Here is a 19,956-nt window from a genome sequence, read left to right as displayed (position 1 = left end):
AGCACGCCATGAGCAAGCCGGTTCCCGCCATCCGCAGCGTCAAGGCGCGAGCGCTCGTCGTGCCGCTCGCCCGCCCGGTGAAGAACGCCTTTGGCGTGATCGATGTCGGCCCGCTGGTCCTGATCGATGTCGAGACCGATCGGGGCGTTACCGGCCGCTCCTACATTTTCGCCTACAGCAAGCTGACGCTAAAGCCACTGGTGCACCTGATCGAGGAGATCGGGCGCGAACTCGTAGGCCAGCCGGTTGCGCCCTACGATCTGATGGCGGCAATGGACGCAAAATTCCGCCTGCTCGGCTGGCAGGGCCTGGTCGGCATGGCGGTATCCGGCCTCGACATGGCCTACTGGGACGCGCTCGGCCAGTTGGCCGGCAAGCCGGTGGTTGAACTGCTCGGCGGGTCGCCAAAACCGATCCGGGCCTATGACAGCTATGGCGTGGTCGATCCGGTGGCGGACGAAAGAGCGCTGCGCCGCTCGCTCGAACAAGGATTTCGCGGCATCAAGATCAAGGGCGGCGACGGCAATGCCGCCAATGACGAGCGCGTGGTCAAGGGCGTGCGCGCCCTCATCGGCCCCGACATCGCGCTGATGATCGACTTCAACCAGTCGCTCGATCCCGCGGAAGCCGCGCGCCGTATCGCTCGCCTCGCGCCCTACGATCTGCACTGGATCGAAGAGCCCGTGCCGCAGGAAAACCTCTCGGGACACGCCAAGGTCCGCGAGACTTCGCCGACGCCGATTCAGGCCGGCGAGAACTGGTGGTTCCCGCGCGGCTTTGCCGAAGCGATCGCGCTAGGCGCCAGCGATTTCATCATGCCCGATCTGATGAAGTGCGGCGGTGTCACCGGCTGGCTGCAGGTTGCCGCCCAGGCGCACGCCGCCAACATCCCGATGTCGAGCCATCTCTTCGCCGAAGCCAGCGCGCACGTATTGGCAGTGACGCCCACGGCACACTGGCTGGAGTTCCTCGATTTTGCCCGCGTCATCCTCGCCCAGCCGGCCGAGATCATCGACGGCACGTTGACTGCGCGAGGGCCTGGCCTGGGGCTGGAATGGGATGAGCGCGCCGTTGCGAAATATCTCGTCTGATTACGACTAGGCGGTGAACACCATAAACCCGCCGCGCGGTCGGCTTGCCAAAGTCCGCTATGCCCCGATAGCGGCCAAATTACGCAGCGCAGCGAAATGACGCGGTGTGCCAACAGAGACTCATGCATTGCAACAAACTATTCGTAGACAATCACGAACTTCATCGAGAAGCATCTCGGCTTTGTGAGCAAAAGTGCCGCGCGGCCTCAACCGCGACTGCACTTGAGAGCAGATATCCTGCGCATCGAAAGCGGCCGGCTCGCGGCGCATCGGGCGCGCTCCAGGACAGAGGCGACCTGCGCGCGCTCACCCAGCGACCTACCGAAGTTTGGTGACCGTTTCGTCGCATAGAAGATGTGCAGTATCAGCGACGCTGCACATCTTGGCCGGGATCATGCCGTAGGCCGGTGACCTGACCGGGCAGGCTCGGCTCGACCTCCAAAATATGTGGCCCGCCAGCCGGCGAGTGCAGCCTGTATCTTGCCGAGCGTGAAGAGGCTGCCGCCGCCGAAGGCGGCGATGGCTCCAGCCGCCGCCAGGAGCGCAAACTCGCGCTTCACCCCGTTGAAGAACGCGATGACGCCGGTCGCGGCAAGGAGCTTCGTCAGCATGAACCACAGCAATACCGCGCAAGCCGCCGTCGCGAACCACCGCTCGCCGACCCCTGCAATGAGGCCGAGGCCAATGATGGCCAGCAGCCAGCCCGGTGCTCCGAAGGTAATGATGTTGTCGTAGCCTGCAAAAAGGCCGCCCACGAGAAATACGGCACCGAGCGATACGCGTAGCAGCAGGCCCATGGGTTCCCAGTCACGGCCAAGCGTCTCAGGCATGAGGTAGCGGCCCGCGTCCATGCTGCGAGCGCCGGAACCAAGATTGTATAGAACGAAGAAGAAGCCGGAGAGCGCGATGTCGCGGATCTGGATGAACTCGGCTGGCGACTGATAGGTTTTCGCCGTTAAAGCCACACCCGGCGTCGTCACGACCGGCAACGAGACCACGAAACTCCACAGCAGCAATGCCCATAATGCACTGAGCGGCCGCACCATCAGGCCGATCACCAGCATAACACCGGAGATCAGTTCGAAGGCCGACAGCACGGTGAGGAAGTTCCACGGCGTGAGTACCATTCCGAGAGGACTCGCAAACAGCCAATCAAGAAAGGTCTGGTTGATGTAGCCGAGCGGCCCGACATACTGGTCGACGATCCCCTTGGCTTTCATGGGCGTGAGCAGGCGCTCCAGCTTGGCGATCCCGCCGGCAATAAAGACGAGACCGAGGCCCACGCGGAGCGCAAGCGCGATCTGCGCCTGCGCGGTCGATGATTGTGGATTGGCGAAGGTGAACATTCCGGAAAACTCCTGTCCTTGGTTGGAGATCGATGCGACGAGAGGGAAAGAGCTGGTTCAGCCTGGATGCTGAGCGGCAATTCGAACGTGCTTGGGCATGGATTGAGCGGCTAACTCCAAGATGCGATCAAACACAGGCTCAGCGGCGACCAGAACGAACACGAGATCGTTTTCAGTCCAGACAGCCACGCCATGACCCTTGTGCTGCGCCACCGCCACGTGGCGATTGCCACCGATCACCCGATCCGGTTGCGGCAGCGATAGTCCACCGGCTTCCATGACATAAAGCACTGCGCGATCATCGCCTGTCTCGTAAGTGACGCCGAGCAGGCGCCGCTCCAGCAGCCAGCAGAGCCGCACGCCGCCGACCTCGAACACGCCAATCCGATCCGTCACCGGCGGCACAGCGAAGGGCACGCGCGCCTGCGCCCACTCGGTCACCGTCCGGCCGTCACGGGCGGCAAGATCGACGGTCCAGCCCTTGGCGCGATAGGTAATGAAGTCCTCGACGGACGCTTGCACGACATCGCGGTTCGGCAGCATCGACACGACGATCACAAATGTTGTGATCAGAACTGCACAAGCAATCGCGGCCATACGCCAAACCGGACGTGCCCGTCGTGCGGGATCCGTCGCATCGGCCTGCTCCAGCCGAGCCGCGATACCCGGCCACAGATGCTCTGGCGCGCGCTCCTCGGAGAGCGCGCTCGAGAACTGATTGATCGTCGAGAGATCATGCGCCAACGCGCGGCAAGAAGCGCAGGTGCGCAGATGCGTGCGAACGTCGCTGGCTTCCACCTCATCCGCCTCTCCATCGACAAAGGCGCCGATGACTATGCGGAGTCTGTCGCAGGCAGTCGTGTCTGTTGGGTGCATCGTCATTCAAGACCTCGCTTGAGGTGCTGGACTGCTTGCGCCGCGACCGTGTCGTTATGCTCGGCGAGGTGTTGCCGCAGCAGGTCGCGAGCGCGGGACAATCGCGAACGCACGAGATCGTCGGTAATCGAGAGGGCCGCCGCCGTGTCGGCGTAGGACGCCTCTTCGACAAGGACGAGGATGGCAACGGCGCGCAGATCGATTGGCAACGCTGCGAGCGCCGCCTCGATGGCGCGTCCCGTCTCGCGGCTTGTGAGGGCGCGGTCCGGCCGGGAATGAAGCTCAAGATCGGCCTGAGCTGCCGCTATCAATTCGGCGTTGTGCGTTCCGAAAGCCTCCCGCTTGCGGTGGCGTGCATGATCAACCACACCGTTGATGAGGATGCGGAAAAGCCAAGGTCGGATCTGTCGGGGTTCATCGTCCAGCGAAAACGCCTTGTAGGCTTTGAGGCAGGTATCCTGCACAAGATCCTGAGCCAACCCCGCATCGCCCGTCATCCGCCGAGCTGTACGAAACAGCGCATCGAGTTCTGGTCTTGCCAGCGCCTCAAACCGTCGTCGCTTGCCGCCGTCGTTCACTCGCCGTCGTCCCCTGCCGTCTTCGCGGCTCGCCGCGTGTGAATTCTGAAGTTACGACGACGACGCGGACAAATCCTCCGCCGGCCCAGATTCACAAATTCGTGAAGAATAGAAGAATGACACCAACACTGAGATCAACAACGGCAGCTCGTGATCGCGATCGAGCTTCAGAGCTCGGGCGGGTGAGCTAGTACTCAACCCCGAACTCGTCATAGAGCCGGCGGAACACGGCGGGCAGCACTTCCGAAAGGTCTTCCGCGATCAGGCCCGGCCCCGCCTCGCCCGCGGCTTCGCCGTGCATCCAGACGCCGATGCAGGCGGCTTCATAGGCCGGCACGCCTTGCGCCAGCAGCCCCGCGATCATGCCGGCCAACACATCGCCGGCCCCCGCCGTCGCGAGCCAGGGCGGCGCGTTGGAGGCGATGCTGGCGCGCCCGTCGGGCGAAGCCACTACCGTGTCCGGTCCCTTCAGCAGCACCACCGCGCTGGAGCGCTGGGCGGCGTCGCGCACCCGCTCCAGCTTCGAACGGCCGGGGTGCTTGTTGCTGATATCGCTGAACAGGCGCGGAAACTCGCCCTCATGCGGGGTCAGCACGACCTGCGGATCCTCGCTCGCCCTGATCTGCTCGAACAGCCGCTCCGGCGCTTCGGCAAAACTCGTCAGCGCATCGGCGTCGAGCACGAGGCCGCGCTTCGTCGAAAGCGCCGTATGGACGAAATCGCGCGTCCGCGCGCCGATGCCGGCGCCCGGCCCGATCACGATGGAATTGAGCCGCCTGTCGCCCACAAGGTCGGCGAATTGGACCACGTTATCGACGGGGCGAACCATCACCGCCGTCAGCGCCGCGGCATTGACGGCGAGCGCATCGCGCGGCGAGGCCACGGTGACGAGGCCGGCCCCTGCCCGCAGCGCGCCACGGGCCGCCAGCCGCGCCGCTCCCGTCGACGCCAATTCCCCCGACAGCACGACGGCGTGGCCGCGAGCATATTTGTGGCCGTCGATAGAAGGCACCGGAAACGACTTTCGCCAGCTCTCCGGAACGTTCTCGAACGTCTGCGGCCGCATCTCCTGCAGCACATGCGCATCGATGCCGATCTCTGCGACGCGGACGCGGCCGCAATGCTTGCGCCCGGGCATCAACAGATGCGCCGGCTTGCGGCGGAAGAAAGTCACGGTTTCGGCGGCGTTGATTGCTGCGCCCATCACCGCGCCCGTGGTGCCGTTGATGCCGCTCGGCAGGTCGACGGCCAGCACCGGCGCACCGTTGGCGTTGATCGCCTCGATCATCTCGAGCGGATCGCCCTTGACCGGACGGTTGAGACCTGCGCCGAACAGCGCGTCGACGATCAAGGCCGGCTTGCCGATCGCCTGTGGGTTGAACGGCAACACCGGATATTTCCAGCCGCGCGCGGCGAGCGCGGCATCCCCCTGCAGGCTGTCGCGCTCGCACAGCAGGATGACGGAAACCTCACGCCCGCGTGCGGCGAGTTCGGCGGCCGCCACAAAGCCGTCGCCACCATTGTTGCCGCGGCCGGCGACCACGACGATCGGCCCCTCCTCGACGAGATCCATCGCGGCCTCCGCCACGGCCTGGCCGGCGCTCATCATCAGCGCGAAGCCAGGCGTTCCGCCGGCGATCGTCAGCCGGTCGGCCCGCTCCATCTCGGTCGTGGTCAAAACTTCCATGCCGAATCCTCGATCCATCCGCCTTTTCTGAAGGCATATTCCCGTGGTGCCCGTGGCCTGCTTCGCCTCGTTTGCACACGAAATGACCGATTTGCCTATTTTGTAAGCTTCGCTATCATGCGAGCCGCCGGTAGACCTCTTTCACTTGCCTGTTAAAAGTCTGATAACGTTCCGAAATCAGCCGCATTAACAACTTGGCATAGACCCTGCTTTTGAGGAAGCCGGTTGGAAAGCCGAGCTCAGGATCGTCGCAGTCAGCGGCAAATTATGAGCAGTTCCGGCTTTGCAATCAGTAGCAGTTCCGGCTTTGCCGGATGCAAGGATCAAACCAGACGGCGCCAGGTAAGTTCACCAGGCTGCGACATCGAAGCTATCTGCACTCTGCAATTTGGAAATGCCCGGGAGGCGCTCAGTGAAGAAGATTGAAGCCATCATCAAGCCATTCAAGCTCGACGAGGTGAAAGAGGCGCTTCAGGAAGTCGGACTGCAGGGCATCACGGTCACCGAGGCCAAGGGGTTCGGCCGGCAGAAGGGACACGCCGAGCTCTACCGCGGTGCGGAATACATCGTGGACTTCCTGCCCAAGGTGAAAATCGAGATCGTGATTTCGGACGAGTTGGTCGAGAAGGCGATCGACGCGATCCGCCGCGCCGCCCAGACCGGGCGCATCGGCGACGGCAAGATCTTCGTCTCCAATATCGAGGAAGCGATCCGGATCAGAACCGGAGAATCCGGGCTGGACGCTATCTGAGCCGGGTGCTATCCGAAAGTTTGCGACTGAAAAACAAGAAAAGGGCTGCTTCCGCGGCCTGATTTCGTTCGCGGTGTCCAATCGATCGTCTGCGAAATGTCGCGCTCCGGAAACCGTCCGTAAGCCAAAAGGGGTATTCATGAAGACCGCTAAAGACGTCCTGAAATCGATCAAGGACAACGACGTAAAATACGTCGATCTGCGCTTCACCGATCCGCGCGGCAAGTGGCAGCACGTGACCTTCGACGTCAGCATGATCGAAGAGGACACCTTTGCCGAAGGCCAGATGTTCGACGGCTCCTCGATCGCCGGCTGGAAGGCGATCAATGAATCCGACATGTGCCTGATGCCCGATCCGGTGACCGCGACGATCGACCCGTTCTTCGCCGAGACCACCATGGTCATCGTCTGCGATGTGCTGGAGCCGACCACGGGCGAGCCCTACAACCGCGACCCCCGCGGCATCGCCAAAAAAGCGGAGGCAATGGTGAAATCGTCGGGCGTCGGCGACACCGTGTTCTTCGGACCGGAAGCCGAATTCTTTGTGTTCGATGACGTGCGCTACCAGACCACCCCCTACAACACTGGCTTCAAGCTCGATTCCTCGGAACTGCCGATCAATTCGGACACCGAGTATGAGGGCGGCAACCTCGGCCACCGCATCCGCACCAAGGCCGGTTACTTCCCGGTCCCGCCGCAGGACTCGGTGCAGGACATGCGCTCGGAAATGCTTGGCGCGATGGCCAAGATGGGCGTCAAGGTCGAGAAGCATCACCACGAAGTCGCTTCTGCCCAGCACGAGCTCGGCATGAAGTTCGACACCATGACGCTGATGGCCGACCAGATGCAGATCTATAAATACTGCATCCACCAGGTCGCGCACATCTACGGCAAGACCGCCACCTTCATGCCGAAGCCAGTCTACGGCGACAACGGCTCGGGCATGCACTGCCACCAATCGATCTGGAAGGACGGCAAGCCGGTGTTCGCCGGCAACAAATATGCCGACCTCTCGGAGACCTGCCTCCACTATATCGGCGGCATCATCAAGCACGCCAAGGCGATCAACGCCTTCACCAACCCGTCGACCAACTCCTACAAGCGCCTGGTCCCGGGCTATGAAGCCCCCGTGCTGCTCGCCTACTCCGCGCGCAACCGCTCGGCCTCCTGCCGCATCCCGTATACGGCGAACCCGAAGGCCAAGCGCGTCGAAGTCCGCTTCCCCGACCCGATGGCCAACCCCTATCTCGGCTTCGCCGCGATGCTGATGGCCGGCCTCGACGGCATCAAGAACAAGATCGATCCGGGTCCGGCGATGGACAAGGACCTCTACGACCTGCCGAAGGAAGAGCTGAAGCAGATCCCGACCGTGTGCGGCTCCTTGCGCGAGGCGCTGGAAAACCTCGACAAGGACCGCGCTTTCCTCAAGAACGGCGGCGTGTTCGACGATGACTTCATCGACAGCTTCATCGAGCTGAAGATGACCGAAGTCGAGCGCTTCGAAATGACCCCGCACCCGGTCGAGTTCGAGATGTATTATTCGCAGTGATGGCGCGCGGCGCTCGCGCCGCCAGTATCACCGTCCGACAATGCAAAAGGCGTCCCGAGGGGCGCCTTTTGTTTTTGCGGAGGAAAATCAGGCGCTTCGGCCGCCTCGTTCGCATACTCATACGGCCAACTGCGGTGCGAATTCCGCTCATATGGCCGCAAGCGCTCTAAGGCCGGCAGGAACCTCGCAATGTCGCCGCGCGTTGAGGGGGTCCATCAGAATGCGTCGAAGGAGGACGCCGCCCATGAATAAAGCAACCTTGAATAGAACAACCTTGAATAGTCTCGCGACCACATGCGTCGCTCTGGCGCTCGCCCTCGCCATGGCTCCGCCGGCCACGGCTCAGGACACCGGGCGGACGAGGGTCGGCACGCTCACCTGCAACATCGCGCCCGGTGTCGGCCTCGTTGTCGGCGGGCAGCGGCAATTGAGCTGTATCTATGCATCATCGAGAGGCAGGGGGCGCGAGGCTTATGAGGGTACCGTCAGCACGCTTGGCCTCGACATCGGTGCCACGACCGGCGGCCAGTTGGCCTGGGCGATTTTTGCGCCCACCACGCTGCGCCGGGCGGCATTGGCGGGAACCTATACGGGTGCGACTGCCGGCGGCACGGTCGGCGCCGGAGCGAGTGCCAACGTCCTGGTCGGAGGCTCGGACCGTACGGTAATGATGCAGCCGCTATCCGTGCAGGGGCAGACAGGCGTGAATATTGCGGCAGGCGTATCCACAATGGAGCTGCGGCCGGCCGCCGCGCCCGCGCCCGCACGCCGCGTGCCCCAGTGACGACATCATCACCGGTGAACTAGTCGGCGGCTTGCCGCCGGGATCATTGTTGCAAGATGCGAAAGGCGCCTGCATTCGGGCGCCTTTTGTTTTCATTTCCGGTCTTGCTCAACGCTAACCGGGCTTCCGCGTGATCTTGCGGTTCCCAAATCCCATTGAAATCAAGACTTCTCCCAAATCGTGGCAGTGATTGTCGCTTTTAGACCTCGCTGGCAGCGTACTGGTGGACAAGAACAACAAGAGGCGACATCAGCCAATGGCGACAAAAGACGGTTTCCCGCCGGATCGTTCTCCTCTCTTTCTGTCCGAACATACCGAAAAAATCGCGCAGCCGGATATCGGGAAGGCTTTGAACAGAGCGGCTATCTCGTCGCGAATCCTCAAGGCGAGTATTTGGGCTGTAACGGCGACAGCGATCGGTATCGCGATCCTATCGGTGGGAGATCCAGTCGCGCTCGTTGAGAACGTCACGGCTATGTGGGTCGAAAAACCGGCGCTTCAGTCTGACGCCGATTCGTCGGCGCCAGCAGTTCAATCAATCGCCAGCACTCAGGACTCGCCGCCGAAGACAAGCGATGTGTCGGCGCGCGACGAAATTGCAGCAGCTTCTGAACCTGCCGATCAGAATCAAACCGTGACCGGTCAACCACCGGCCGAATCCTTGTTGAAGGAATTCGAAGCCTGGGCGGCCAGGGAAGATGCACGGGCACAGGAAGATGCACGGGCACAGGAAGATACACGGGCACAGGTCGTGCCCGTACAGCCCGCGCAAGCTGCCCCAGTGCAGGTTGCGCAGGGTGCCCCAGTTCAGGCCCAGCCAACGAAGAAACATCGACGGGCCCGGTCCGTGCACAATGCGCGAGCGGAGATCCGGTCCCAGCGACATCCCCGAGCAAGGGTCCGGGAAGAGCAAAATGCACCGGTACAGATCGCGCCCGTGCCGGACCCCCGGGCACAGGAGCAGGCTGTGCAAAATGCCCAGACACCGTCGCTCCTGCAAAGCTTGGGTTTGCGTTAAACCAACGTCACCGCAATCGCGCTTCGCCACGACCTCCAATGCAGCAAGCGTAGCCCGGGTGAGCGCAGCGACACCCGGGATTGCCGCCCTCCCCGCATATCGTTGCGCTCATGCGGGCTACTTGCTAGTCGGCGGCTTGCCGCCGGGATCGTTGTTGTAAGATGCGAAAGGCGCCTGCATTCGGGCGCCTTTTGTTTTTGCGGTAGTGCCTGCCACTACGTTGCAACCAGCACCTCGGCTGATGACGCTCGCTCGGATCTATCATGGGCCAACCGCCACAGCAGACGAGCCGCGAACAGCGGTAGGATGAATAGCGCACTGGGAATATGCGCAAAGCCCAATGGAAACATCAGAATGGGCAACATCCACAGCGCCAGCGAAAGGCACTGATCGGCAACGGTTTCGTTTCCGCGCTGGCGCAAGAGCGCAACAATCCATCCGAACACGACCATGTCGTAGTTCGTTATCCAAGGCAAAACCAGGAAGGTCGCGGTGACGAAGAGCGCTTGTGAGAGCACCGGATCCCGCTTGCGCCAGAACGTCCAAACAACCGCGCCAAAAGCGCAGGCCGATATCACTGCTTGGACCACCCAGGCACTACTGTCCGACAGGCCGATAAGGCGAGCGTTGACAAAGGCTGAGGCAACGATCGGCCAGCCCTTGATACCGGCGACGTTGAGCAAGTCATGCTGCTGCGGTGCTACCTTCTGCCAATACTGTATCCAGATATCCGGCCCGAACCATATTGCAGTCGCGGCGACGAGCAACGCCGTTGTAGCGACCGCTGAGCTAATGACGCGCCAGTGTCCTCCCAATACCAACAATACCGGAAGCAGTAGCCCCAATTGCGGCTTGATAGTCAGGATGCCGAACAGGATTCCGGCGATGATCGGTCGCCGATCGAGATTTGCCAGTCCGCCGATCAAAAGCGCAGCCGTCAAAAATCCATTTTGGCCCAAGAACACGTTCACGGTGACAGCAGGCGCGACCGCCAGAAATAGCCAGTATTTTCGGTCGACGCCACTCGCGACCGCCGCCCACACATAGAGCGCGAGCCCGACTACGCACCAAACGATGTAGGAAGGCAAAAAGCCTAGCAAACCAAAGGGCCAAATAAGGAGCACAATATGCGGAGGATACGACCAGTACATTGGTGCTAAATCGGAGATACCGGTCACCTTGACCAGTGCAGCCATGTAGACGTCGGAATCAAACCAGTCCGTAGGACCGCTCGAAAACAGCGAGCGGCCGCCCATCCAAGTGTTAAGAAAATCCCGACCGACCGGAAAACCGCCCGGGTCGAGGATGAAAGTTGAGAACGACTGATCCGCCGCTAATTTGAAGTCCAGTGCGACGATAAAGGCGAGGATAGCCGCAGCCGCCGCGGTGAATACCGCATAAACCTTCTCAGAGACCGAAGCACGTGCCTGGTGGCCCAACGTTGTCATGGCCGATCAGTACAACTGTAAAGTAAAGGATCTATTCCACGGAAGTTAGCTAGCGACTAGCCATGATCTTCGCGCATTCGCGCGGCCCGTGCGCACAAGCTGATTTGCCACGCGCCCAAGCGAAATTTCAATGCCGCGGCTGCGACCAATTGGCACGACGGGCAAATCACTTCGGATTTTCCGAAATCGTGTCAAGCCCGGGAATCAAAAATATTCCGCTTCACGCGAGAGGCAAATCAGTCGCATAACTCCGCCCGTCTCACCCATTGAGGGGCGCTCGCGATCGTCACGAACGTGCGGTGAGATGCGATGGACGCGGAAGGCGCAAGACGTAGGCGCAGGAAGCGTACGGCGAAGTCGTGTGGTTCGGGCGCCGCGGTGCTGGTGTTAAGCTGCGTGAAACTATTTGTGCAGCGACGGAGGCAAGAGAGCCGTTCTCCGGGAAGAGCACGAAGTAAGCCGTAAAGCCATTGCGCAGGGAAGGCCGGGATGCTCCCGCTGTACCTGTACGCTCGTGTGCGCTTTTGCTATGCACAATTGCACACGAGACCGCGGGTGCAGCAAGCACCCGGTCTTCCCTGCGCCCTCTGAATCAGAGGGCGGGAAGTTTCAGGCAAAGCTCGGACGCAATGCGTCGCGAGAATGCCGCCTCATATTCAGTTGTCATCGTCCGCGAAGGCGGACGATCCAGTATTCCAGAGACAGCAGTGATTGAACCGATAAGCCGCGGCGTACTGGATCCCCGCCTTCGCGGGGATGACAGCAGTGTGTGCGTCGCTATCTCCACGTCATTGCGAGCGCAGCGAAGCAATCCACATCTCCACTTGCCGCGCGATGGATTGCTTCGCTGCGCTCGCAATGACGGCGGAGCCAGCCGTCCCGCCCTACTCCCGCCCCGGCGGATTTTCCTTCAGGAAACGATCGACGTCCTCCTGCACCGAATATGGCAAGGGGATCGGGTCGCCCATGTGGTCGATCGCACGGTCGAGGCAGAGGCGCAGCATGCGCGCCAATTCGGCCTTGCGGTACGGCTTGGCGAGCAACAGCACGCCATCGCCGGGGCGCTCGCTCGAACCAAAGGCATCGAAGGCATGGCCGGACGTATAGAGCACTCGAAGCGGCCGGCGCAGCTTGGCGACCTCCTCCGCAAGCTGCCGGCCGTTCATCGCGCCGGGCATGACGATGTCGGTGAACAGCAGATCGAATGCCACACCGGAGTTGACCAGCTCAAGCGCCTGCGCCGCGCTGGCGGCGGCAATGACCTTGTAGCCGAGGCTTTCGAGCCGGCCGACGACATGCGCCCGCACCACGTCGTCATCCTCCACGCAGAGGATGGTTTCCGTTCCGCCGCGCAATTCGCTGTCCGCCTCCGGCGGTGCATCGCTCGCGCCAAGCGCGTCCGAGGGCTCGGTATCGGCCTTGGGGAGAAGGATGCGGAAGCAGGCACCCTTACCCTCCTCGCTCTCGACCACGACGCAGCCGCCGGATTGCTTTGCAAAGCCGAACACCATGCTCAGCCCAAGTCCCGTGCCCACGCCGAACTGTTTGGTCGAAAAGAACGGCTCGAAAATCCTGTCGCGGATCGCGGGTGGAATGCCGGCGCCGGTATCGATCACCTCGATCACGACATAGGCGCCTGCGCCGAGCCCACCCATGTCGGCGTCATGCTCACTGCGCGTGAGATTTCCCGTCCTGAACAGCAGCCTGCCGCCATCGGGCATGGCGTCTCGGGCGTTGATCGCGAGATTGACGAGGGCGGAGGAGAGCTGGCTGCCGTCGACCAAAGCCGTCCAGACCTGATCGCTCAATGCGGTTTCGATTTGAATCTGTCGTCCGAGGGTCGGCGCCAACAGTTGCACCACTTCCTCGACCAGCGCGTTGACGTCAGTCTCGCGCGGGCGCAGCGGCTGTTTGCGGGCAAAGGCCAAGAGGTTGGCCGTAAGCTGGGATGCGCGATCGGCGGCATCGCCGATCATTCGGGCGATCGAGGCGAGCGCCGGATCATGCTTGACGCCGTCGGCCAGGATTTCGATCGTGCCCGTGATCACCGTCAGCACGTTGTTGAAGTCGTGTGCGATGCCGCCGGTCAGTTGCCCGACCGACTCCATCTTCTGCGCCTGGAACAACTGCTCCTCCGCGGCGCGCTTGGCGGTGATATCCCTGATGAAGGCGTTGACGATATAGCCTTCGCCGCGGCGCAGTGCTGTGAGCGATACTTCGGCGAAGAATTCGCGGCCGTCCTTGTGCAGCAACGGCGTTTCGTAGCGTCCTCCGACGGCATCGCCCGCCGCCTCGCTCAGGAATCGATCGATCCATTGCCGGTGCACCGCGCGCTGCGATTCCGGAAAGACCAGTTCGTCCACGCTCCGGCCGATGGCCTCAGTGCGCGTCCATCCCATCAGGGCCTCGGCATGCGAACTCCAGCCGAGGATGACGCAGCGCTCATCGGTCTGGACAAAGGCGTCGAGCGAGCCTTCGATAATGGCTTGCGCCATGTCGCTGTCGATCAGCGTCTGGTCAGCGCGTCCCTCCTCCGCTCCGTTGCGTCCATCCGCAAGGCCCTCCACATCGGAAAGCCTGTGCCAAAGCCTCGCCGCAGCAAGAATCGCAAACAGGCCGATAATTGCAGCGCTCGCCAGCGCGGCGCCGACGATGATCGCCAGCGGCCCCAGCGAGGGGGCGCGCGTCGCCAGGAAATAGGTCACGGCGCTCACGACGCAGGACGTCACGAGGACCAGCAAGATCATCGCCGGCGCGAGACGTCCTGGTTGCGTCATGGCCGCTTTACCAGTGTAGAGATGATGGGTGACTTAACCGACTTCCCGGAGCCGATCCCATCTTTTCGGCCCCGTAGGATTACGGATCAGGTCGCTTCGGGACGCGCCCGGTCGGGGTCTGTCCGGTCACCTCGCGCGTGTGTGCGCCTTGAGCGACGCCCCGAACGCCTCGAACAGCTTGCGATTGATCGGGTTGCGCTGCGGATCATACTCGGCATGCCACTGCACACCGAGCGCAAAGCTCGGGGCGTCCGCGATCCGGATCGCTTCGATGGTGCCGTCCTCGGCAATGCCTTCGATGACGACGCGCCTCCCCGGTTCGAGGATGCCCTGCCCGTGCAGCGAATTCACCCGGATGGTTTCGCAGCCGAGCAGGCTTGCAAAGGTGCCGCCGGGCGTGAGGTGGACGTCGTGGCGGTCGGCAAACACGACCGTCGGGTCCGGATGGATTTCGCCGTTCTCCAGCCGCGGCATGCGGTGGTTCATGCGGCCGGGGATCTCGCGGATTTCCGGATGCAGCGAGCCGCCGAAGGCGACGTTCATTTCCTGCAGGCCGCGGCAGATGCCGAAGATCGGTACGCCGCGGGCAACGCAGGCCTCTGTCAGCGCCAGCGCGACGTCGTCGCGGTGGATGTCGTAGGGCTCGTGCCTCTCGTGCGGCTCGGTCTTGAAGCGGGTCGGATGGACATTGGCCCGTGCGCCGGTCAGCACGATGCCATCGACGACGTCGAGCAGCGCGCCGATGTCGGTAATCTCGGGCGACCCGGCAAACATCAGCGGCAGCGCCCCCGCCACGTCGGTGACCGCGCGCAAATTGCGCTCTCCGACCATCTGGGTCTGAAAACGATTTTCGACGCGATAGGCGTTCCCGATCACACCGACCACGGGCCGTCTCATCGCCAATTTTCCGCTGTCATCGTCCTCTGCAAGGATCTTCTGGGTTGGGCCGCTATTGCGGACGATAATGCCCGCGAGCCGGCGGCGGATCAATATCCGGCAGGGGCTCGCGGGCCTGCCCTGCTATTTTCGCGTGAAAGCCTCGCGGGCGTCCATGCCGTCGACCCCGGGCAAACCGGCCGCCCGGAGCGCCGCGGCAGCCGAATTGCCGGCATCACCCAGCCATGGCAGTTTCGCCTGAATTCCACGTGTGACCGGCTTGCCCAGCGCGCCGCCGAAATCGACCGGCCAATATCCATTCGGCACCACTTCAGCCGATATCCCCTGAATGCGATACCCGCTGCCGAACACCGCCTCCGCATCGTCGGGTGCTATCCGCCGCGCGGTGCCGGGCTTGGCCGGATCGGCAAAGGTCACGAGCACCGGGATCAGCGCGTCCTTTACCGGCACGACGCCGGTCAACCGGCTCATCTCGTTAAACGAGACCCGCTGGCCGGCCGCCGCGGCATAGGCGCGCAGAGCCACGTAGTTCACGTCGTCGAGGACGAGGTTGTTGTCGACATGCGCGAGCAGCGCGACAAGGTTCTTGCCCTGCCCGAGATCGACGAAAATGGCGTCGCCGACAGTGCGGGTCTGACCGCGGCGGGTGTAGCTGCGATCGGGATAAACGGCCACCACGCCGGATGCCGATTTGCGCCCGTCCGGCGTCTCGACGTCGACCGACAGACGATATTTGTGGGCGGGACGGTTGATTCTGATCTGGTCGCCGATCACCAGCGCCGCCAACAGCGCAATCGGGCCGAACCATTTGAAATTCATCTCGTCCTCGCCGGCGCCATATCGGATTCGGCTACCGCTTGGCATACCGGACGTGGCAGCGTCAAACCGGCGCGTGCGCTCCCGCTTGATCCCGGCGGCGTTTTTGGCGAAAGACTGCAGACGACATTCTGCGAAAAGGAATCAATGTGAAAGGTCCGGCTGACAATCGCCTTCAGGCCCGCAACGATATGGCGTGGGCGATATCGGTCGGCGGCATCGGCGTCGTGCTGTTCGCCGCGCTGCTCGCCCTCACCTGGCACTTTGCCGCGACACTATTTCTGATCTTTTCCGGCATCCTGCTCGGCGTCACCCTCAACGCCATGAGCAACCTGCTTGGACGCGTGGTGCGGCTGCCGCATGCGCTGCGCCTGACGATGGTCTGCCTGGTGGTCGCGGGCATGCTGTCGGGCATCGTCTTCCTCGGCGGCACCACAATCGCCCAGCAGACGACGGCGTTGAGCAACACGCTCAAGTCGCAGCTCGTCAACGTCAAAGGCTTTCTGGAGCGGAACGGCATCGACACCAGCTTTTTCGATTTCGGCACGTTGTCGTCGACGTCAGACGATGGCACGCCGGCGCCCGCCACGACGCCGACACCGCACACGCTTCCCAGCGCCGGCACGATTGCGGCCAGCGGCGGCGCCATCTTCAGCCAGAGCCTGAAACTGATTCTCGGCACCGCCAGCGCAGTCGGAAACTTCTTCATCGTGCTGTTTTTGGGGATTGCCTTCGCAACCCAGCCAAGCGTCTACCGCAACGGACTGCTGTTCATGGCGCCCGTGAAGCATCGCGTGCGCGCGGTTGCGATCGTCGACCGGATCGGCGAGACGCTAGAGCGCTGGTTGATCGCGCAGATCATCACCATGATGGCGGTGTTTTTGGTGACCTGGATCGGACTATCGATCATCGGCATCCAGAGCTCGTTCATCCTGGGCATCCAGGCCGGCCTGCTCGCCTTCATCCCGACGGTCGGCGCCATTCTCGGCGGGCTGATCGTGGTGCTGGCGAGTCTTGCTTCGGGATGGGTCGCGGGCCTCTCCGCCTTCATCCTGTTCCTCGGCGTGCATGCGCTGGAAAGCTACGTGCTGACACCGATCATTCAGCGGCAGGCGCTGGACATTCCGCCTGCGACGCTGTTTGCGTTCCAGATCCTGCTCGGCGTCGTGTTCGGCATCTGGGGGCTGGCGCTCGCCCTGCCCCTGATGGCGATCGCCAAGGTGATGATCGATCATTTCAAGGCGGAAGCGACGCCGGCCGCGATTGCGGCCGGCTGATGGCTTCAGTCCGCCGTGGTCAGCACCGTCTCGGTATGCTCGACCTCGGGCGGCGAAGCAAAGTACGGGCCGACGAGCGCGCGCCAGGCGGTGAAATCTTCCGAGCCGCGAAAGTCGACGGTGTGGTTTTCCAGCGTCTCCCACTTCGCCACCAGCCGGTATCGCTGCGGCTTCTCGATCGATTTGTGCAGTTCAAACCCCTTGCCGCCCTTGGCGCGCAGGAACAGCGGACGGGCCTTGGCGACGGCCGCTTCAAATTCCTTCTCGGTGCCCGGCTTGACGTCGATTTGCGCGATTTCGGTGATCATTGGTTACGCCCTCTCGTGAGAATTGGCGTGTCTAACCCAGCCGCCTCAAAAGCAAAAGGCGGATGCATAGGTGTTGCTGCGATGCACGGTGGCTCTCAATGCCGCAAGCGTGAGGAAACCGGGCCAGTGACATGCTCCCGCCGCAACCCTGGTCTGGTGTAGGCTTGCGCCAACAACGAGCGACAACAAGCTCATGGTCACGGGGAGAGAAACGATGAATCTCGGTCGGATCCTGTTCTCCTTCACCCTGGCTGCGGCGGCAAGTGGACTGAGCTTGATGGCGGCGCCATCGCATGCGCAGCAGCCAGCGGCGGTCGCCATCGACAATGATGATATCGGTGGCATGGTGCGCGGACCGAACGGCCCAGAGGCCGGCGTCTGGGTCATCGCGGAGACCACCGAACTGCCGACCAAATTGGCCAAGATGGTTGTCACCGACGACCAGGGCCGTTACGTGATCCCAGACCTGCCGCCGAACGTCAACTACGCGATTTGGGTTCGCGGCTATGGCCTTGTGGATTCACCCAAACTGCGCGCCAAGCCCGGCCAGCAGGTCAATCTCACGGCGGTCCCGGCACCGAACGATGCCGCCGCCGCTCATTATTACTCGGCGATCTACTGGTACACGATGATGAAGATCCCGCCGGCAAAAGATTTCGGAGGCTCCACCGAGATCCCGAAAGAGATCACGCAGGAGATCTGGCGCCAGCGGATGAACAATGTCGACTGCATCGGTTGTCATCAGCTCGGCCAGGAATCCACCCGCACGATTCCGGCCGCGTTCGGCGAATTCAAATCGGGCGAGGAAGCCTGGATGCGCCGCGTTGCTGCAGGGCAGACCGGCGAATGGATGGTGAACCGGCTCGCGGGGCAAATGGGCGGCGTGCCGTTCAAATATTTCGGCGACTGGACGGACCGGGTGGCCAAGGGCGAACTGCCGAAAGAAAAACCGCCGCGGCCGGCCGGCATCGAGCGCAACGTCGTGATCTCGTCCTGGGAATGGGCCACCGAGAAGCACTTCGTCCACGACCTGATCTCCTCGGACCGCCGCTACCCGACCGTCAACGCCTACGGCCCGCTGTACGGGGCGAACGAATATTCCTCCGACGACATGCCGATCCTCGATCCCAAAACGCACAAGGTAACGTTCTCAAAGATGCCGGTCGCCGATCCCAACGCGCCGGAATCGTTCGGCCCTCCGCTGCATGGCACGGCCCTCCTCAATCCGGTCAGCCCTTCGGCCTATTGGGGCGACGAGAAGATCTGGAGCCAGCGGACCAATAATCACAACAGCATGTTGGACAAGAAGGGCCGCCTGTGGTTGGCGGCGGCCGTGCGGGGCATCGAGAATCCAGCGTATTGCAAGAAGGGGTCTGATCACCCGTCGGCCAAGGCGTTTCCGCTCGAACGCTCGGGCCGGCAAGTGTCGGTATTCGATCCCAAGACCCAGAAGTACAGCTTCGTCGATACCTGCTTCGGCACCCATCATCCGCAATTCGGCTACGACGCCGACGATACGCTGTGGCTCTCGGGGACCGGCCCGGTCGCCGGATGGGTGAACACCAGGCTATGGGACGAGACCGGCGATGCCGTCAAAGCGCAGGGATGGGCACCATTCGTGCTCGACACCAACGGCAACGGCAAGGTCGACGAATATACCGACCCGGGCAAGCCGGCGGAGGCCGGCAAGGACATGCGCATCGCGGGCTCCGGCCCCTACGCGGTGATGCCGCATCCGACCGACGGCTCGGTCTGGTACACCGTCAACGTGTTCGTCGGGCCGCCCGGCTTCATGCGGTTCGATCCCAAGACCAAGCTGTCGGAATTTTACGCGATTCCGAAGGAAGGCATCGGCGTTCGCGGCGGCGATATCGACAAGAACGGCGTACTCTGGGGCTCGGGCTCGAACGGCAGCCTGATCCGCTTCCATCGCAGCAAGTGCAAGGCGCCGCTGAACGGGCCGGGCGCGACCGGCAATCACTGCCCGGAAGGCTTCGCCTACTTCAAATATCCGGGCCCCGGCTTCGAAGGGTTCGAGAACTCCAGCGCCGAGGCGAGCTATTACACCTGGGTCGATCACCACAACACGGTCGGGCTCGGCGAGAACATCCCGATCTCCACCGCCAACCTCAACGACGGCTTCGTCGCCTTCAAGGACGGGCAGATGGTGATGCTGCGCATCCCCTATCCGCTCGGCTTTTTTGCCAAGGGCCTCGACGGACGCATTGACGATCCAAACGCTGGCTGGAAAGGCCGTGGTCTCTGGAGCTCGAGCGGTGACCGCACACCCTGGTTGATGGAAGGTGGCAAGGGCTCAAAGCCGCGGGCGGTGCATATTCAGGTTCGCCCCGACCCATTGGCGAAGTGAGGAGTAGCGGCTAGCCGAATAGCAGCGCCGTGCCGGCGACCATCAGCGCAAAGCCGATGAACAGGATGGCAGGCCAGCGCATTCTGCGCTGAACGTAACGCCCCTGCGCACGGCGCTCGGTGATGAGCGCCATCTCGAATTCTTCCGAGGTCGAGAACATGCAGCCAAACCCGCCGCGGGCGGAGGCTGCGGCCGCTTCGAGCGACATCAGGGCAGCCTGTGGGTTTCGTCTGCGGGATGAATTCATACGCAGATGATATGGATGGAATGGTAAACGGGAGGTTACCACACCAACTTCATCCGGAGACCAATTCGAAAGTGTTGAATCAGCCTCCGGACATATCGCCTTGTTCGCGCGTAATGTTTCAGGCAGCGCTGAGAAGCG

The 19,956-nt window shown here is 62.5% G+C and carries 17 protein-coding genes; 7 read left to right on the top strand and 10 right to left on the bottom strand.

Going from position 1 to position 19,956, the window contains the following annotated elements; translation table 11 throughout:
- Positions 1 to 8 precede the first annotated feature (8 nt).
- Positions 9 to 1,091 carry an enolase C-terminal domain-like protein gene (locus tag YUO_RS0101845; protein ID WP_028345763.1) on the top strand — a complete coding sequence of 361 codons (1,083 nt, stop codon included), beginning with the start codon at positions 9 to 11 and terminating at the stop codon, positions 1,089 to 1,091.
- A 392-nt stretch (positions 1,092 to 1,483) separates the two neighbouring features.
- On the opposite strand, the gene YUO_RS39520 is transcribed toward YUO_RS0101845, so the two are convergent.
- From YUO_RS39520 to YUO_RS0101825, 4 genes are all read right to left on the bottom strand, one after another.
- Positions 1,484 to 2,437 (bottom strand): DoxX family membrane protein, encoded by a 954-nt coding sequence (locus tag YUO_RS39520; protein WP_063830264.1) that lies wholly within the window; start codon positions 2,435 to 2,437, stop codon positions 1,484 to 1,486.
- 57 nt (positions 2,438 to 2,494) lie between these two features.
- On the bottom strand, positions 2,495 to 3,319 hold the full coding sequence (locus tag YUO_RS0101835; protein ID WP_028345762.1) for an anti-sigma factor family protein: 825 nt from the start codon (positions 3,317 to 3,319) through the stop codon (positions 2,495 to 2,497).
- Entirely contained in the window at positions 3,316 to 3,891 is a 576-nt protein-coding gene (locus YUO_RS39515; protein WP_083754429.1) for an RNA polymerase sigma factor, read from the bottom strand. The genes YUO_RS0101835 and YUO_RS39515 overlap by 4 nt, the downstream gene beginning before the upstream one ends.
- A 187-nt stretch (positions 3,892 to 4,078) precedes the next feature.
- Entirely contained in the window at positions 4,079 to 5,578 is a 1,500-nt protein-coding gene (locus tag YUO_RS0101825) for a bifunctional ADP-dependent NAD(P)H-hydrate dehydratase/NAD(P)H-hydrate epimerase (protein WP_028345761.1), read from the bottom strand.
- Between the two features lie 412 nt (positions 5,579 to 5,990).
- Here YUO_RS0101825 and YUO_RS0101820 point away from each other — a divergent pair, with 412 nt between their 5' ends.
- The 4 genes from YUO_RS0101820 (at position 5,991) to YUO_RS0101805 (ending at position 9,680) form a co-directional block, all read left to right on the top strand.
- Positions 5,991 to 6,329 carry a P-II family nitrogen regulator gene (locus tag YUO_RS0101820; RefSeq protein ID WP_027537227.1) on the top strand — a complete coding sequence of 113 codons (339 nt, stop codon included), beginning with the start codon at positions 5,991 to 5,993 and terminating at the stop codon, positions 6,327 to 6,329.
- Positions 6,330 to 6,468: 139 nt separating this feature from the next.
- The gene (gene glnA, locus YUO_RS0101815) at positions 6,469 to 7,878 is read left to right on the top strand and encodes a type I glutamate--ammonia ligase (protein WP_028345760.1); all 1,410 of its coding nucleotides are present in this window, start codon (positions 6,469 to 6,471) and stop codon (positions 7,876 to 7,878) included.
- A 244-nt stretch (positions 7,879 to 8,122) separates the two neighbouring features.
- Positions 8,123 to 8,662 (top strand): DUF992 domain-containing protein, encoded by a 540-nt coding sequence (locus YUO_RS39510; RefSeq protein ID WP_063830263.1) that lies wholly within the window; start codon positions 8,123 to 8,125, stop codon positions 8,660 to 8,662.
- Between the two features lie 223 nt (positions 8,663 to 8,885).
- Entirely contained in the window at positions 8,886 to 9,680 is a 795-nt protein-coding gene (locus YUO_RS0101805; RefSeq protein ID WP_156908440.1) for a hypothetical protein, read from the top strand.
- 215 nt (positions 9,681 to 9,895) lie between these two features.
- On the opposite strand, the gene YUO_RS0101800 is transcribed toward YUO_RS0101805, so the two are convergent.
- The 4 genes from YUO_RS0101800 to YUO_RS0101785 all read right to left on the bottom strand — a co-directional run bounded on the left by YUO_RS0101800 (position 9,896) and on the right by YUO_RS0101785 (position 15,621).
- A complete protein-coding gene (locus YUO_RS0101800; RefSeq protein ID WP_028345758.1) occupies positions 9,896 to 11,128 on the bottom strand; it encodes a glycosyltransferase family 87 protein in 1,233 nt (410 codons plus the stop codon).
- 884 nt (positions 11,129 to 12,012) lie between these two features.
- Positions 12,013 to 13,905: a PAS domain S-box protein gene (locus YUO_RS0101795; RefSeq protein WP_028345757.1), complete on the bottom strand. Its 1,893-nt coding sequence runs from the start codon at positions 13,903 to 13,905 to the stop codon at positions 12,013 to 12,015.
- A 126-nt stretch (positions 13,906 to 14,031) separates the two neighbouring features.
- Positions 14,032 to 14,802, bottom strand: a complete 771-nt coding sequence (locus YUO_RS0101790) for a gamma-glutamyl-gamma-aminobutyrate hydrolase family protein (protein WP_028345756.1) — start codon at positions 14,800 to 14,802, stop codon at positions 14,032 to 14,034.
- A gap of 123 nt (positions 14,803 to 14,925) precedes the next feature.
- Positions 14,926 to 15,621 carry a hypothetical protein gene (locus YUO_RS0101785; protein ID WP_028345755.1) on the bottom strand — a complete coding sequence of 232 codons (696 nt, stop codon included), beginning with the start codon at positions 15,619 to 15,621 and terminating at the stop codon, positions 14,926 to 14,928.
- A 188-nt stretch (positions 15,622 to 15,809) separates the two neighbouring features.
- On the opposite strand from YUO_RS0101785, the gene YUO_RS0101780 reads away from it, so the two are divergent.
- The gene (locus YUO_RS0101780) at positions 15,810 to 16,895 is read left to right on the top strand and encodes an AI-2E family transporter (protein WP_051379179.1); all 1,086 of its coding nucleotides are present in this window, start codon (positions 15,810 to 15,812) and stop codon (positions 16,893 to 16,895) included.
- Positions 16,896 to 16,900: 5 nt separating this feature from the next.
- Here the strand turns inward: YUO_RS0101780 and YUO_RS0101775 are convergent, their stop codons facing one another.
- Positions 16,901 to 17,203, bottom strand: coding sequence for an antibiotic biosynthesis monooxygenase family protein (locus tag YUO_RS0101775; RefSeq protein ID WP_028345753.1), 303 nt, complete (start codon positions 17,201 to 17,203; stop codon positions 16,901 to 16,903).
- Positions 17,204 to 17,417: 214 nt separating this feature from the next.
- Between YUO_RS0101775 and YUO_RS0101770 the strand changes: the two genes are divergently transcribed.
- Positions 17,418 to 19,571, top strand: coding sequence for a carboxypeptidase-like regulatory domain-containing protein (locus tag YUO_RS0101770; RefSeq protein WP_063830271.1), 2,154 nt, complete (start codon positions 17,418 to 17,420; stop codon positions 19,569 to 19,571).
- Between the two features lie 10 nt (positions 19,572 to 19,581).
- Here the strand turns inward: YUO_RS0101770 and YUO_RS0101765 are convergent, their stop codons facing one another.
- Positions 19,582 to 19,818, bottom strand: coding sequence for a hypothetical protein (locus YUO_RS0101765; RefSeq protein WP_028345751.1), 237 nt, complete (start codon positions 19,816 to 19,818; stop codon positions 19,582 to 19,584).
- Positions 19,819 to 19,956: the final 138 nt, after the last annotated feature.

Source organism: Bradyrhizobium murdochi (genome assembly GCF_000472965.1).
Classification (GTDB): domain Bacteria; phylum Pseudomonadota; class Alphaproteobacteria; order Rhizobiales; family Xanthobacteraceae; genus Bradyrhizobium; species Bradyrhizobium murdochi.
Note: the sequence above shows the minus strand (reverse complement) of the source record. Positions and strands in the feature narration are given on the sequence as shown.

Coding starts and splice junctions, on each gene's coding strand:
- YUO_RS0101845 (WP_028345763.1), top strand. CDS start 9: ATGAGCAAGCCGGTTCCCGCCATCCGCAGCGTCAAGGCGCGAGCGCTC.
- YUO_RS39520 (WP_063830264.1), bottom strand. CDS start 2,437: ATGTTCACCTTCGCCAATCCACAATCATCGACCGCGCAGGCGCAGATC.
- YUO_RS0101835 (WP_028345762.1), bottom strand. CDS start 3,319: ATGACGATGCACCCAACAGACACGACTGCCTGCGACAGACTCCGCATA.
- YUO_RS0101825 (WP_028345761.1), bottom strand. CDS start 5,578: ATGGAAGTTTTGACCACGACCGAGATGGAGCGGGCCGACCGGCTGACG.
- glnA (WP_028345760.1), top strand. CDS start 6,469: ATGAAGACCGCTAAAGACGTCCTGAAATCGATCAAGGACAACGACGTA.
- YUO_RS39510 (WP_063830263.1), top strand. CDS start 8,123: ATGAATAAAGCAACCTTGAATAGAACAACCTTGAATAGTCTCGCGACC.
- YUO_RS0101800 (WP_028345758.1), bottom strand. CDS start 11,128: ATGACAACGTTGGGCCACCAGGCACGTGCTTCGGTCTCTGAGAAGGTT.
- YUO_RS0101795 (WP_028345757.1), bottom strand. CDS start 13,905: ATGACGCAACCAGGACGTCTCGCGCCGGCGATGATCTTGCTGGTCCTC.
- YUO_RS0101790 (WP_028345756.1), bottom strand. CDS start 14,802: ATGAGACGGCCCGTGGTCGGTGTGATCGGGAACGCCTATCGCGTCGAA.
- YUO_RS0101785 (WP_028345755.1), bottom strand. CDS start 15,621: ATGAATTTCAAATGGTTCGGCCCGATTGCGCTGTTGGCGGCGCTGGTG.
- YUO_RS0101780 (WP_051379179.1), top strand. CDS start 15,810: ATGGCGTGGGCGATATCGGTCGGCGGCATCGGCGTCGTGCTGTTCGCC.
- YUO_RS0101775 (WP_028345753.1), bottom strand. CDS start 17,203: ATGATCACCGAAATCGCGCAAATCGACGTCAAGCCGGGCACCGAGAAG.
- YUO_RS0101770 (WP_063830271.1), top strand. CDS start 17,418: ATGAATCTCGGTCGGATCCTGTTCTCCTTCACCCTGGCTGCGGCGGCA.
- YUO_RS0101765 (WP_028345751.1), bottom strand. CDS start 19,818: ATGAATTCATCCCGCAGACGAAACCCACAGGCTGCCCTGATGTCGCTC.